Below are 13,886 nucleotides of genomic sequence, written 5' to 3' on the forward strand. Positions count from 1 at the left end.
TGGATACAGATTCGACTTCCTTCCCTCTAGGAGCTCGCATGGTCCCGCCCACCGCGCCAGGAATCCATATCGGCAGCCTCACGAAGACCTTCGAGGTCGGCCGCAAGGAGGTCACCGCCCTCGACGGCGTAGACATCCATTCCGACGAAGGAGAATTCGTCACTCTGCTCGGCCCGTCCGGATGCGGCAAGAGCACCATCCTGCGCATTCTTGCCGGACTGGAGACCCAGACCGCGGGGACCGCACTCGTCCACGGCGAAACCCCTGTCGATATGCGCAAACACCATCATCTCGGCATCGCCTTCCAGGACGCCGCGCTGCTGCCGTGGCGGTCGGTGCGCACGAACATCCGGCTGCCACTGGAGGTCGCCGGTCACCGCTCCGACGACCTCGCCATTCAGGATCTGATCGACCTGGTCGGCCTCACCGGGTTCGAGAATGCCCGTCCCACACAGCTTTCCGGCGGAATGCGCCAGCGCGTCGCGATCGCGCGAGCACTGGTCGTCAAACCGAGGGTGCTGCTGCTGGACGAGCCCTTCGGCGCGCTCGACGACATGACCCGCCAGAACCTCAACATCGAACTGCTGCGGATCTGGACCGAGCGACCGGCCACCACGCTGATGGTCACCCACGGCATCTCCGAGGCGGTATTCCTCTCGGACAAGGTCGTCGTGATGAGTGCGAGGCCGGGTCGCGTCCAGAAAGTCGTCGATATCGACCTGCCACGCCCACGCACGCCCGCCATGATGCGCACGACGGCATTTCACGAATACGTGGATCTGCTGTCCTCGATCCTGTTCGGCACCGACATGGCCGCAGGGGACAACCTGGAGCCGGCCCGATGAGCGCCAGGCGGTATCTCGGACCGCTCGGCACGGCGATCGTGCTGGCGGTCTGGCAGCTCGTCGGCATGACCGGCGTTCTCGGGCCCGCCATCGCCGCTCCGGTGGCGATCGTCGGTGGACTCGTCGCCGACGGCACGGCCTTTTACAGCACCCATTTGCCCGTCACGCTCACCTCGGCGACCGTCGGGTACTTCTGGGGGAATCTCGCCGCGATCGCCTGTGCGGCGCTGGTGATGACCGTGCCCGCGCTGGAGAAGCTGGTGCTGCAGATCGGGATCGCGTCAGCCTGTATCCCGCTGATCGCGATCGCGCCGATCCTCGCGGCCTGCTTCAACGGGCCGGCCACCTCGGCGATCATGGCGGCGGTGTCGGTGTTCTTCGCGACGCTGGTCGGCACGGTCAACGGGCTGCGCCGGGCCGACCCCGCGGGCGAGGATCTGATCCGGGCCTACGGCGGCGGCCGCGTGCTGATCCTGCGCAAGGTCCAGTTCCTGTCCGCGCTCCCCTACATCCTGACCTCGCTGAAGATCGCGGTACCCGCTGCGGTGCTCGGCACCATCATCGGCGAATTCATGGGCCAGGAACGCGGACTCGGCGCCGCGCTGGTCGTCGCGCAGCAGTCGAGTGAGGTCGTGCGGGCCTGGGGCATCACGTTGGTGTGCAGCCTGCTCGCCGGTATCGCCTTCGCCCTCGTCGCCGGTGTCGAACGCCTGGCGACCCCATGGGCGCCCAGCTCCTCGGGAGGTACCCGATGACCTCGAACGTCATCGCGCGCAGCCTCGCGCGCACGCTGATCACCTTCGCAGGCGCGGGCGTAGCCATCGTGGCTGTCTGGACAGTGTTTCTGCGGCTGGTGAACGTGAGCCCGTTCGTCGCCAAATCGCCCAGCGATGTCTGGCACTACCTGTTCACCGAATCCGAAGCGGCGGCGAATCGTTCGGCGATCACCGCCGACCTCGCGCGGACCCTGATCGATGCCTCCTACGGCTTCGTCCTCGGGATGTTCCTCGCCGCGGTGATCTCGCTGGTCTTCTACTTCTCGCGCACCGTCGAGTCGATGTTCGTGCCGACCGTGACGGCGATGCATGCCGTCCCGATGGTCACCGTCGGCCCGATCCTGGTGTTGATCTTCGGACGCGGCGCGCTCGGCACCGCCGTCGTCGGCGCCGCGATCGTGGTGGTCCCCGCACTGCTGACGATGCTGCACGGCATCCGGTCGACCCCGCGCACCGACCTGGACATGATCACCGCGTTCGGCGGCTCACGGATCGCGACATTCTTCAAAGTGTCTCTGCCGCATGCTGTTCCGACGTGGTTCACGGCGGGTCGGGTCGCGGTCACCACCTCGGTGGTCGGTGCGCTGCTCGCCGAGTGGCTGGCGACCGGCGAGGGTCTCGGCGGCCAGATGCTCAGGGACGCCAACGAATTCCAGTTCGCGCGCCTGTGGTCCTCGGTCGTCGTCCTGACCGTGGTGTGCGTCGTCCTCTACCAGCTCGTCTCCGTCGTCGAAGACGCCGTCGGATCCCGTATGCGCGCGGCCCGCTGACCGCGCCCTCCCGTCACCTTCTCGACCATCGGAGCACCATGTCCTCTCAGTTCGACCGCCGAAAGTTCCTCACCCGTGGCCTCGCCGTCGGCGGATTCGCCCTCGCGGCGCCGACCGTGCTGTCGGCCTGTGTGTCCAGCGGTGCCGAGACCGGTTCCGGCGCCGGCTTCGGCGTCGCGTCCCAGCGCCTGGCCTGGATCAAGAACACCCAGTTCGCGGGCAGCTACTTCGCCGACAAGTTCGGCTACTACACCCAGGCCGGCTTCTCCGGCGCTGAACTCGTCGCCGGTGGGCCGACGGCGCCGCCCATCGAATCCGACGTGCTTTCCAGGACTTTCGCCGGTGTCTCACAGGTGCCGATCGTCGGCTCGGCGGTCGCCAAGGGCGCGCCACTGAAGATCGTCGGCGCGGTGTATCAGCGCTACGCGGGCTGCGTGATGTCGATGGGCACCAAGCCGATCAACACCCCGGAAGACCTGTACGGCAAAACTATCGGCTGCGCGTCGTCCAGCGAACCGGTGTGGCGCAACTTCGTCGCCGCACTCGGCCTCGACAGCTCACGCATCAAAACAGTTCCGGTGCAAGGCGATCCCATCGGAATGACCGCAGGCGAGATCGACGGCTACCTCGGGTTCATCAACAGCCAGGTCGTCGACTTGCGCGCCAAGGGATTCGACATCAGGACAATGCTGCTCGCCGACGTCGGCTTCCCCCTTGTCGGTCAGGTCTACATCACCACCCAGGACAACATCGACAACAACCGCGCCAAGCTGAAGGCGTTCCTGAAGGCCGAGATCCGTGGGTGGACCGACGTTCTCGCCGATCCGCAGCGCGCCGCCGACCTCACCGTCACCGAGTACGGCAAGACCCTGAACCTCAACCCGCAGAGCACCTACCAGTGCTGTCTGGCGGGCAACGAACTCATCCGCAACGGCAAACCGGGCCAGCAGATCCTCACCGTCTCCGACGAAGCCGCCGCCGCGAACATCGCCGCCATCGCCGCGGGTGGACTGAAACTGTCCGCCGACGACCTGTTCGAGCTGGGGCCGATCCGCGAGGTGTACCAGGAGAACCCCGAGCTCACCCTCGCCTGACCCTCGATCCACCGAACCGAAAGGACAACGAATGTCCACACCCGCCCCCTTCGACTGCGTCGTCACCGGCGCGACCGTCGTCTCCCACGACGGCAGGCGCCGCCACGATGTGGCCATCCGCGACGGCCGGATCGCCGCGGTCGGCGAACAACTCGCCACCGATGGCGTCCGCACCGTGGACGCGACGGGTCTGCTTCTGCTGCCCGGCCTGGTCGACATGCACGTCCACCTGCGCGAGCCGGGAATGACCGAGAAGGAAGACTTCGCCAGCGGCACCCGGGCCGCCGCCGCCGGCGGTGTGACCACGGTTGTCGACATGCCCAATACCAAGCCGCCGGTCGCTACCGCCGAGCGCTACCGCCAGAAGCTGGAACTGGTGCGCGACAAGGCCTATGTCGACTTCGGGCTCTACGGGATGCTCGACCACGACAACGCCGACGAGATCGCGGGCATGGCCGAACTCGGCGCCATGGGGTTCAAGCTGTTCATGGGCCAGACCACCGGTGACAATCGCTGCCCGAACGACGCGGCCATCTTCCGTGGTCTCGAAGCCGCGGCGGCAATGGATCTGGTCGTCGGGGTGCACGCCGAGAACGACCACTTGCTGCGAATGTTCGGCGAGCGCCTCCAGGCTTCGGGACGCAAGGACCCGCGCGCGCACCTGGAGGGCAGACCCGCGTTCGTCGAGGTCGAAGCCGTCACCCGGATCATCACCATGGCGACCGAGGCGGGCACGAAGCTGCACATCCACCACCTGTCCACTGCGGTCGGCCTGCAGCGAGTGATGGATCTGCGTGCCCAGGGCCACGAGGTGAGCGTCGAAGCGCTTGTCGCGCATCTGTTCATCGACGACGAGGGGTACGAGACCTACGGCAACCTGATCAAGCTCAACCCGCCCATCCGCCCCGCCCGTGACGTCGACGCGCTATGGGCAGGCATCGCGCGCGGTGACGTCGACATCATCGCCACCGACCACGCACCACACACCGCCGCCGAACAGGCCGAGGAAGACGTGTGGAAGGCCTACGGTGGCTTCATCGGGGTCGAAACGATGCTGCCGCTGCTGCTCACGGCCGCCGCCGAGGGCAAACTCACCGTCGAGGACATCGTGCGGCTGTGCTCATACCGGCCCGCCCAGCGGTGGTCGATGGCGAACAAGGGCCAGATCGCGCCGGGTTTCGACGCCGATTTCGTGCTGGTCGATCCAACCGCGGAATCCGTGCTCGACGCGGCGGCCCTGCATTCCAAGCACAATGTCAGCCCGTACCACGGGTGGCCGCTGGTCGGGTCGGTGATCGCCACGTACCTGCGCGGCCGGTTGGTCTTCGAGAAGGGTGACATCATCGGAACGCCGACCGGGCGCCAGGTCGTCCCCGTCCGGGCCGCGCACACCGTCGCGCCGTGACCGCACGACTTTTCCGCACACACATGACCGAGGGAGACGCGTGAGCGATCATCAGACAACCCTGCTCAGCGAGGGCGGCGACGGGGCGGCCACCCTGCGCAACGCCGTGACGCACTGCCTTGCCGAAGTGCCGACGCCATCGACCGCGGCCACCTCGCCCGCGGTGATCGCGGGCATCGGGACCACGGCGCCGCACGCGTTGCGGGGCACCTTGCTACTCGACGCGCTGGCACGTTACGAAGTCGCGGTCGACCGGACGCTGCCGTTCGCGAATCCGACCGAGCTGGTCGGCGACGATTCCTGGGATCTGGCATTGGTCCTGAGCCCGTGGAAACAGCAGCTGGGCGCGCACCTGACCGAGCTCACCGCTTCGGCCACCCGCACCGGCGTTGTCGACACGGTGGTGCGTGGCGGCGGCGCGACGGTCGGGGTGAACACCAACAGCTGGGCCGCGCAGGCGGCGATGGAAACCCTGCTCGGCGGGCAGGTTCCGACCTCGATCGTGGTGCTCGGTTCGGGTGGCTCGTCGAATTCGGTGGCACTGGCGGCCCGACGTGCTTGGCCGACAACACGATTGGTCGGCAGCGCCCGCAATGCCGACGCGTCGGCAGGCTGGGCCGACCGCTTCGCCGCGGAGACCGTGGCCCCCGGCGAACTCGCCGGGCTCTTCGCGAAAGACGCGCCGACCCTGCTCGTCAACACCACCACCTGGGGTGAGACCGACGTGTCGGAGGACCGACCGTTCGCGTTCGACTTCGCCGCGCTCACCGCGCCGGGGAACAGCTACTTCGATCTGAACAACCGGGTCTCGGCCCTGCAGATCGCCGCCCTGCAGGCCGGTATGAACGTGATGTCGGGAACGTTCATGCAGCGGGCCACCAACGCCTGCCGGGCGGCGCTGCTGAAGGCGAGGTCGCAGTGACGACCTTCGGCACGGCACGCGGCAGCGAGCCGACCAGTCTGCGCGAACGCGTGTATCGCTATCTGCGCCAACAGATCACGACGGGCGAGTACGCGGGCGGCATCCGGCTGACCGAGGAACAGATCGCCGACGAGCTCCAGGTGAGTCGTACCCCGATCCGGGAAGCGTTGCAGCGCTTGACCAGTGAGGGTCTCGTGGAGCGGGTGCGCCGCGGGCAACTCGTCGTCGTCGAGGTCGACGCGGCCGCGAGAGCCGAACTGCACGAACTCCGTGTCGCGTTCGACCAGGTGGCCGCCAGGATGATCAGCGCGAAAACCGAGACCGTCGACTGGGATTCGCTCTACGGCCTCCTCGACCCGCTGGCCGAAGCGCTGCGCGAACACGGTGTCGGGAGTGCACAGTATTCGATGGCCCATCTCGCCTTCCACATGGCCGTCAATCGGGCCGCGTTCACGCCGGTCACCTCGTCGTTCCTGGAGCGCCAGGCGTTCCTCTACCCGACCGACGACTATGTCCAGCAGCCAGGGCACGAGCCGATTTCACAGCACCGCACGCTGCTGGATGACCTGTCCAGCGGTGATGTCGAGCGCGCCATCACCGCCGCGCGAATCCACGCGCTGCGTGGGCCCGGCAACACCACTCTGTAGATGAGGAGCTCCACCATGTCCGATGACACCGTCCGCATGTTCGTCAACGGCCAGGCCATGCGCGGTGGGCAACTGCACGATGCGCTCGCCTCCGCCCGCTTCGTCGGCCGGGTCCGCACCGCGCCGGTCTACCGATTCTTCGACTTCGATGACGTATTCCCCGGTCTCGCACCGGTTTCCGAGGGTGGCTGGTGCGTTCCCGGCGAGATCTACGAGGTGTCCTACCGGGAACTGCGCGATCAACTGCTGCCGCGCGAGCCCGCCGAGCTCGAACTGTCGGTCATCGAACTGGAGGACGGCCGCGGCTCGCTGAGCATGGTGTGCAGGCGCCTGCCGGCTGGCGACGATTCCGTGCGCGAGATCACCGCGGCGGGCGGCTGGCACGAGCACCGCGCCGCCTCGGCCGACCGCCTATGAGCGAAATACTCACGGCGGGTATCGATCCTGGCTCCGCGGACCACTATCTGTGGTGCACGCCGGACACCGTCAGCTGGGGAACCCTGCCCACGCCGAACTCCCCCGCCGTGCTCACCATCGACAGCGGCGACACGGTCACCTTCGACACCGTCTCCCAGGAGGGGTTGATGGAGGACCAGGGTCGGGACCCGATTGCCTATTTCGAGCAGTACGGTATCGCCGCGGACGCGGTACTGCCCGACGCCGTCGAGCTGGCTAGGTCGGACCTACACCGGATGGCCGTGCCGCTCGGTCCGCATATCGTGCTCGGCCCGATCCACGTTCGCGGGGCGCGACCGGGTGACTGGCTGCGCGTCGATTTCCTCGATCTCACTCCCCGCGTTCCCTACGGCATCATTTCGAGCCGCCACCAACGTGGGGCGTTGCCGGAACTGTTGCCGCGCAGTGCCGATGGGGGCGCGGTGGCGGTGCTGAGCAAGTTCTGCGCGCTCGACGAGCCCGGCACCTCCGCGGTGTTCGGATTCGACGGCGGGCAGGCCTCGATCGAACTCGCGCCCTTTATGGGCCTGTGCGGGGTAACTCCCTCGGGCAGTGCGGCATTGAGCACAATTCCGCCCGGGCCATTCGGCGGGAACATCGATATCCGCGAGATCGTCGCCGGAACATCGCTGTTCCTGCCGGTGCAGGTCGACGGCGCGGGCTTCTATCTCGGCGACCCGCACTTCGCGCAGGGCAACGGCGAGATCGCCCTCACCGCCCTGGAGGGGTCGCTGCGGGCGACCGCCCGGCTCACGGTCGTGAATTCGGGCCTGCCCCAGCATGCCTCGTTCCCGTTCGTCGAAACGGACGACCACTGGGTGGTGCTCGGGATGGACGCCGACCTCGACGTCGCCATGCGGCACTGCGCCCGGCTCGCCGTCGAGTTCCTCTCCTCCTACACCGGGATGACACCGACCGACGCGTACCTGTATCTCAGTGCCGCGGGCGACTTCTCGGTGACGCAGGTCGTCGACCTCGTCAAGGGCGTGCACTGCTCGATCAGAAAGCGCGACTTCACCCACTAGCCACCGGAGCCATCCATGCTCGACACCGCTCTACAGCCCTGGTCCGGCACCCTGCGTCGCGCCGACGGCCTGCCCGTCCCCGCGCTGCGCAACGCGCGACTACCCGACGGTCACGTCGTCGACGTCGAACTCGCCGACGGCGTCGTCACCGCGGTGACATCCGCGACCGCGGCGACGCCCGGCGACCGCGACCTCGATCTCACCGGCCATCTGCTGCTCACCGCACCGGCCGAACCACACGCCCACCTGGACAAGGCACTGTCGTTCGACGAGATCCGGCCGCCCATGGGTGATCTCGGCGCAGCGATCCGCGCGTGGGAGGAGCACACCCCGCACCTGACGGTCGAGAGCATCGCCGATCGCGCGCGCCGTGCGGCGTTGCGCCTGCTCGCCAACGGGACAACGGCCGTGCGCACCCACGTCAACCTGCTGCGCGGTGACGACCCACTGCGCGGCGTACGCGCGCTCGTCTCGGTGCGCGACGAACTCGCCGATCTGATGGACATCCAGCTCGTCGCGCTGACGCCCTATGTGGTCGGCGACGATGCCCTGCACGAGGCGATCGATCTCGGCGTCGACTTCGTCGGCGGGCATCCGCACCAGACACCGGACCCCAGCGGAAATCTTCAGCGCCTGCTCGCGGTCGCTCTGGCTCGCGGGGTCGGTGTCGACATGCACACCGACGAACGGCTCGACCCCACCATGCTGACGCTGGAGGAACTGGCTCATACGGTCCGGGACTGGACATTGCCGGTCACCGCCGGCCACTGTGTGAGTCTCGGGATGCTCGACCCCGAAACCCTTGCGCGAGTTGTTGCTTCGGTCGAGGCTGCGGGCATCGGGATCGTCACGCTGCCGATCACCAACCTCTACCTGCAAGGTCGCGACCACGCCACCGCGACTCCACGCGGCATCACCGCGGCGCGCGCGCTGCTCGACGCAGGTGTCAGGCTCGCCGCAGGTGCCGACAACGTTCGCGACCCCTACAATCCGATGGGGCGCAGCGACGCGATGGAGACGGCGATGTTGCTGGTGACGGCCGCGCACCTCACTCCGTGGGAGGCCTACCGCGCGGTGAGTACGGGCGCCCGCGATGTCATGGGTCTTCCGGTCGCCGGTATCGAGGTCGGCGCGCAGGCCGATCTGCTGGCGATTCGCGCGGTGAACCTCGAGGACGCGATAGCCTGCGCACCGGTCGACCGCGTCGTCCTGCATCACGGCAGGCTCGTCTCGGTCAGCCGTTCCGAACTGTCGACGGCCGCGCCGCGTAGAGCCTGAGCCGCGCGGAACCAGGCAGGCGATCCGAGATACCTCGCCCGCACCCGCCGACGCCGCTGCTCCTATCCTCCGAAAACGCGCTCGACGACCGCTTTGGCGCGCCGGGTGATGCGCATGTAAGTGTCGAGGAATTCGCTGCCGTCGTCGTTGGGCCAGCCCGCTACCCGGGCGACCGCCGACAGCAGTTTGCCGGGACCGGGAAGCTGGTCGGTCGGTTTGCCCTTGACCAGGACGAGGGCGTTGCGGGCGGCGGTCGCGGTGATCCAGGATTCGCGCAGCAACGCGACGTCCTCGGATTCGAGGATCCCTTCGGCCTCGATCACGTCGAGCGCCTGCAGGGTCGAGGTGTTGTGCAGTGCGGGGACCTCGTGCGCGTGGCGCAGTTGCAGCAGCTGGACGGTCCATTCGATGTCGGCCAGACCACCGCGACCCAGTTTGGTGTGGGTGGACGGATTGGCGCCGCGCGGCAGGCGTTCGGCGTCGACGCGGGCCTTGATGCGGCGGATCTCGCGCACCGATTCCTCCGACACCCCACCGGTCGGATAGCGGATCGGGTCGATCACGTGCAGGAAGCGCACGCCCAGATCCTGATCGCCCGCCACCTGGTGGGCGCGCAGCAGCGCCTGCACCTCCCACGGCTGAGCCCATTGCGCGTAGTAAGCCTGATAAGCGGCCAGCGTGCGAACCAGGGGCCCGTTGCGGCCCTCGGGGCGCAGGCCCGCGTCCACCTGCAACGGCGGGTCGACACTCGGTGCGCCGAGCAGCCGCTGGACCTGCTCGGCGATCCCGTTGGCCCATTTCACGGCGGTGGCCTCGTCCTCGCCGGGGCGCGGATCGCAGACGAACAGCACGTCGGCGTCGGACCCGTAGCCCAGTTCCATGCCGCCGAGCCTGCCCATGCCGATCACCGCGAAGTCGGCGGGCGCAGGCCCACCACGTTCGGCCTCCGAAGCGCGAATGACCGCGCTCAGTGCTGCCTCGAGCACCGCGACCCAGACCGACGACAGCGCCGCGCACACCTGCGGCACGTCGAGCATGCCGAGCACGTCGGCCGAGGCGACCCGGGCGAGTTCGTGGCGACGCAGTGAACGTGCCGCCGCGACAGCGCGTTTCGGGTCGTCGTAGCGAGCGGCCGCGGTCTGCATGCCGCGCGCGACGTCTTCGGGGTTGGTGCTGAGCAGCTGCGAGCCACCGGGCCCGTCGGCGTACATGCGGATGGTGTCGGGCGCGTTGATCAGCAGGTCGGGCAGGTACTCCGAGGAGCCGAGCACGATCATCAGGCGCTGGGCGACGGCGCCTTCGTCACGCAGTTCACGCAGGAACCAGATCTGGTCGTCGAGCCCCTCGGAGACCCGGCGGTACGCGAGCAGGCCCGCGTCGGGATTCGGTGTGTCACCGAGCCATTCGAGCAGGGTCGGCAGCAACAACGCCTGGATGCGGCCCTTGCGCGAGACCCCGCCGGTGAGGGCTTTGAGGTGGCCGAGCGCGTTGGCCGGGGCGCCGTAGCCGAGGGCGGCGAGCTGGCGGACGGCGGCATCGGGGCTCAGGCGCAGGGCGTCGGAGTCCATCCGGGCGACCGCGTCCAGCAGCGGGCGGTAGAACAGTTTGGCGTGCAGGCGGCGCACCCGCACGGCGTTGCGGCGGATGTCGGTGTCGAGCACGCCGACCGCGTCCTGGCGGCCGTCGGGGCGAATGTGGGCGGCGCGGGCGAGCCAGCGCATGCCCTCCTCGTCGTCGGCGGCGGGCAGGGTGTGGGTGCGCTTGAGCCGCTGCAGCTGCAGGCGGTGTTCGAGCAGGCGCAGGAATTCGTAGGAGGCGGTGAGGTTGGCGGCGTCCTCGCGGCCGACGTAGCCGCGCGCGGCGAGCGCGGCCAGCGCCTCGACGGTGTTGGTGACGTGCAGTGCGTCGTCGACCCGGCCGTGCACCAATTGCAGTAGCTGCACGGCGAATTCGACATCGCGCAGGCTGCCCGCACCGAGCTTGAGCTCGCGCTCGCGCATGTCGGCGGGGACCAGGTCCTCCACGCGGCGACGCATCGCCTGGACGTCGGCGACGAAGTCGGGGCGTTCGGAGGCGGTCCACACCATCGGCATCAGGGCGTCGCGGTACTGGCGGCCGAGTTCCATGTCGCCGGTCATCGGCCGGTTCTTCAGCAGCGCCTGGAACTCCCAGGTACGCGCCCACCGCTTGTAGTAGGCGAGGTGGGAATCGAGGGTACGCACCAGGGCGCCCGCTTTGCCCTCGGGGCGCAGGGCGGCGTCGACCTCGAAGAAGGCCGAGCTGGCCACGCTCATCATCTCGGCGGCCAGCCGGGTCGCGGTGGCGTCGGCCGGTTCGGCGACGAACACCACGTCGACATCGCTGACGTAATTCAGTTCTCGCGCACCGCATTTGCCCATCGCGATCACCGCGAGCCGGACCGGCAGCTCGCCGTTCTTGCACACCCGCGCGACCGCGACCGACAGTGCGGCCGTGAGCGCGGCGTCGGCCAGATCCGACAGATGCTTGCCGACCACCAGGTACGGCGGGACCGGCTCGTTCTCGACGGTGGAGGCGAGGTCGACGGCGGCCAGCAGCATCAGCTGATCGCGATACCTGCTGCGCAACAGCGCCACCGCCTCGGGACCGGCGATGCCGGCGCGGAACAGCATCGGCCCCGCGTTCGGACCGGTCTCCGGGGCCGCGTCGACAGCGTCGAGCAGATCGGCGATCAGCTCGTCCCGGCTGGGAAGCTCCTTCTTGCGCAGCACTTTCCACGCGGCCGGGACAGCGACCAGGTGGTCGCCGAACGCCGTCGACGACCCGAGCAAACCGAACAGCCTGCCGCGCAACGTGGTGTCGGATCGGATCGCCGAATCCAGTTCGGGCCATGCGTCTTCGAGCGATTCGTGAAGCCGCACGAGCGTGCACAGGGCCAGATCGGCATCGGGCGAACGCGACAGGGCCCAGAGCACGGGCACCCCGTCGACGTTGTCCCAGCCGAGCTGACGCAGTGAAGCCGTCGCCGTCGGTTCGAGTAAACCGAGCCGGCCGACGCCGGGTACAGCGGAGCGGGCAGTCGGTGGCCGGACCATAGCTGTAACTCTAGCGGCTGGCGCCGCCGGGTTTTCGGCCTGGGAACCTTGATCTTCCCTCCCTACGGGCACTCCTTCGTCGCACCCTTCGGTCAGTCCAGATCAAGGCGGCCGAAAACCACCATGGAACGCTTAGAGACTCAGGTATTCCTTCAGCTCCCAGGGGGTGACCTGCGAGCGGTAGTCGGCCCATTCGCGGCGCTTGTTGCGCAGGAAGAAGTCGAAGACGTGTTCGCCGAGAGTCTCGGCGACCAGCTCCGAGCGCTCCATCGCCTGCAGCGCCTCGTCGAGGGTGCCGGGCAGGGTGCGGAAGCCCATCGCGCGACGCTCGGCGTCGGTCAGCGACCAGACGTCGTCTTCGGCCTCTGGGGGCAGGGTGTAGCCCTTTTCGATGCCGCGCAGACCGGCGGCCAGCAGCACCGCGAAGGTCAGGTACGGGTTGCAGGCCGAGTCTGGGCTACGGATCTCGACGCGACGCGAGGACGACTTGTTCGGGGTGTACATCGGCACACGCACCAGCGCCGACCGGTTGGACCGGCCCCAGGAAGCCGCGGTGGGAGCTTCGCCGCCGTGGATCAGGCGCTTGTAGGAGTTGACCCACTGGTTGGTGATCGCGCTGATCTCGGGGGCGTGCTCGAGGATGCCCGCGATGAACGAGCGCGCGGTGCTCGAGAGGTTGTTCGGGTCGTCGGGATCGGCGAAGGCGTTGTTCTCGCCCTCGAACAGGCTCATGTGGGTGTGCATGGCCGAGCCGGGGTACTGGGAGAACGGCTTGGGCATGAACGTCGCGCGCACGCCCTCGTCGATCGCCACCTCCTTGATGAGGTAGCGGAAGGTCATCACGTTGTCGGCCATCGAGAGCGCGTCGGCGTAGCGCAGGTCGATCTCCTGCTGACCGGGAGCGCCCTCGTGGTGGCTGAACTCGACCGAGATGCCCATCGATTCCAGCGAGTCGATGGCGTGGCGGCGGAAGTTCGGCGCCGCGTCGTGCACGGCCTGGTCGAAGAAGCCGCCGTTGTCGGCCGGGGTCGGCTCGTAGCCGTCCTTGAGCTGGTCCTTCAGCAGGAAGAACTCGATCTCGGGGTGCACGTAGCAGCTGAAGCCCGCGTCGGCGGCCTTGTTCAGCTGACGGCGCAGCACGTGGCGCGGGTCGGCCCAGGACGGCGAACCGTCGGGCATGGCGATGTCGCAGAACATCCGGGCCGAGTGCTGGTGGCCCTTGGAGCTGGCCCACGGCAGCACCTGGAAGGTCGACGGGTCGGGCCGCGCGACCATGTCCGCCTCGGACACGCGCGCGAAGCCTTCGATGGCCGAGCCGTCGAAGCCGATGCCCTCCTCGAAGGCGCCTTCGAGCTCGGCGGGGGCGATGGCGACGGACTTGAGGTAGCCCAGCACATCGGTGAACCAGAGACGGACGAAGCGGATATCCCGTTCTTCGAGCGTCCGCAGCACGAATTCCTTCTGGCGATCCATACCGGCGAGCGTAAGCACCCGGCGTTAAATCCGTGTTACATACACAGACGGGTTTGCGATCGCGTCACATCATTCGCACATCTCACCGGCCACGACGGGGCGTGGTGAGTAAATCTGGCTC

General features: G+C 68.1%; 12 protein-coding genes. 10 read left to right on the forward strand and 2 right to left on the reverse strand.

The genetic code is table 11. From position 1 onward, the window contains the following. The first annotated feature begins 38 nt into the window (after positions 1 to 38). Genes ASD42_RS25050 through ASD42_RS25095 form a run of 10 tightly spaced genes read left to right on the forward strand, consistent with a single transcriptional unit; the run spans position 39 to position 9,218 of the window. Positions 39 to 845, forward strand: coding sequence for an ABC transporter ATP-binding protein (locus tag ASD42_RS25050; protein WP_056821081.1), 807 nt, complete (start codon positions 39 to 41; stop codon positions 843 to 845). Continuing rightward, positions 842 to 1,600, forward strand: coding sequence for an ABC transporter permease (locus ASD42_RS25055; RefSeq protein ID WP_056821083.1), 759 nt, complete (start codon positions 842 to 844; stop codon positions 1,598 to 1,600). The genes ASD42_RS25050 and ASD42_RS25055 overlap by 4 nt, the downstream gene beginning before the upstream one ends. Further along, positions 1,597 to 2,391, forward strand: coding sequence for an ABC transporter permease (locus ASD42_RS25060; RefSeq protein WP_063893746.1), 795 nt, complete (start codon positions 1,597 to 1,599; stop codon positions 2,389 to 2,391). The genes ASD42_RS25055 and ASD42_RS25060 overlap by 4 nt, the downstream gene beginning before the upstream one ends. Before the next feature lie 38 nt (positions 2,392 to 2,429). Then, positions 2,430 to 3,485, forward strand: coding sequence for an ABC transporter substrate-binding protein (locus ASD42_RS25065; protein ID WP_056821085.1), 1,056 nt, complete (start codon positions 2,430 to 2,432; stop codon positions 3,483 to 3,485). A 31-nt stretch (positions 3,486 to 3,516) separates the two neighbouring features. Then, positions 3,517 to 4,890 (forward strand): allantoinase AllB, encoded by a 1,374-nt coding sequence (allB, locus tag ASD42_RS25070; protein ID WP_056821087.1) that lies wholly within the window; start codon positions 3,517 to 3,519, stop codon positions 4,888 to 4,890. 40 nt (positions 4,891 to 4,930) lie between these two features. Continuing rightward, positions 4,931 to 5,812, forward strand: a complete 882-nt coding sequence (locus ASD42_RS25075; protein ID WP_056821089.1) for a hypothetical protein — start codon at positions 4,931 to 4,933, stop codon at positions 5,810 to 5,812. Beyond that, positions 5,809 to 6,459, forward strand: a complete 651-nt coding sequence (locus tag ASD42_RS25080; RefSeq protein ID WP_056821090.1) for a GntR family transcriptional regulator — start codon at positions 5,809 to 5,811, stop codon at positions 6,457 to 6,459. Before ASD42_RS25075 ends, ASD42_RS25080 begins: the two co-directional genes overlap by 4 nt. Before the next feature lie 15 nt (positions 6,460 to 6,474). Beyond that, complete coding sequence (locus tag ASD42_RS25085; protein WP_200950515.1) at positions 6,475 to 6,876, forward strand: allophanate hydrolase-related protein; 402 nt, start codon at positions 6,475 to 6,477, stop codon at positions 6,874 to 6,876. Next, complete coding sequence (locus ASD42_RS25090; protein ID WP_056821094.1) at positions 6,873 to 7,940, forward strand: acetamidase/formamidase family protein; 1,068 nt, start codon at positions 6,873 to 6,875, stop codon at positions 7,938 to 7,940. Before ASD42_RS25085 ends, ASD42_RS25090 begins: the two co-directional genes overlap by 4 nt. A 15-nt stretch (positions 7,941 to 7,955) precedes the next feature. Continuing rightward, positions 7,956 to 9,218: an amidohydrolase family protein gene (locus ASD42_RS25095; RefSeq protein WP_056821096.1), complete on the forward strand. Its 1,263-nt coding sequence runs from the start codon at positions 7,956 to 7,958 to the stop codon at positions 9,216 to 9,218. 62 nt (positions 9,219 to 9,280) lie between these two features. Here the strand turns inward: ASD42_RS25095 and ASD42_RS25100 are convergent, their stop codons facing one another. Both ASD42_RS25100 and glnA read right to left on the reverse strand, forming a co-directional pair. Next, a complete protein-coding gene (locus ASD42_RS25100) occupies positions 9,281 to 12,292 on the reverse strand; it encodes a bifunctional [glutamine synthetase] adenylyltransferase/[glutamine synthetase]-adenylyl-L-tyrosine phosphorylase (RefSeq protein WP_056821098.1) in 3,012 nt (1,003 codons plus the stop codon). A 132-nt stretch (positions 12,293 to 12,424) separates the two neighbouring features. Then, positions 12,425 to 13,765 (reverse strand): type I glutamate--ammonia ligase, encoded by a 1,341-nt coding sequence (glnA, locus tag ASD42_RS25105; protein ID WP_056821100.1) that lies wholly within the window; start codon positions 13,763 to 13,765, stop codon positions 12,425 to 12,427. Positions 13,766 to 13,886 lie beyond the last annotated feature (121 nt).

The organism is Nocardia sp. Root136 (assembly GCF_001427185.1).
In the GTDB taxonomy this organism is placed as follows: Bacteria; Actinomycetota; Actinomycetes; order Mycobacteriales; family Mycobacteriaceae; genus Nocardia; species Nocardia salmonicida.

Coding starts and splice junctions, on each gene's coding strand:
- ASD42_RS25050 (WP_056821081.1), top strand. CDS start 39: ATGGTCCCGCCCACCGCGCCAGGAATCCATATCGGCAGCCTCACGAAG.
- ASD42_RS25055 (WP_056821083.1), top strand. CDS start 842: ATGAGCGCCAGGCGGTATCTCGGACCGCTCGGCACGGCGATCGTGCTG.
- ASD42_RS25060 (WP_063893746.1), top strand. CDS start 1,597: ATGACCTCGAACGTCATCGCGCGCAGCCTCGCGCGCACGCTGATCACC.
- ASD42_RS25065 (WP_056821085.1), top strand. CDS start 2,430: ATGTCCTCTCAGTTCGACCGCCGAAAGTTCCTCACCCGTGGCCTCGCC.
- allB (WP_056821087.1), top strand. CDS start 3,517: ATGTCCACACCCGCCCCCTTCGACTGCGTCGTCACCGGCGCGACCGTC.
- ASD42_RS25085 (WP_200950515.1), top strand. CDS start 6,475: ATGTCCGATGACACCGTCCGCATGTTCGTCAACGGCCAGGCCATGCGC.
- ASD42_RS25090 (WP_056821094.1), top strand. CDS start 6,873: ATGAGCGAAATACTCACGGCGGGTATCGATCCTGGCTCCGCGGACCAC.
- ASD42_RS25095 (WP_056821096.1), top strand. CDS start 7,956: ATGCTCGACACCGCTCTACAGCCCTGGTCCGGCACCCTGCGTCGCGCC.
- ASD42_RS25100 (WP_056821098.1), bottom strand. CDS start 12,292: ATGGTCCGGCCACCGACTGCCCGCTCCGCTGTACCCGGCGTCGGCCGG.
- glnA (WP_056821100.1), bottom strand. CDS start 13,765: ATGGATCGCCAGAAGGAATTCGTGCTGCGGACGCTCGAAGAACGGGAT.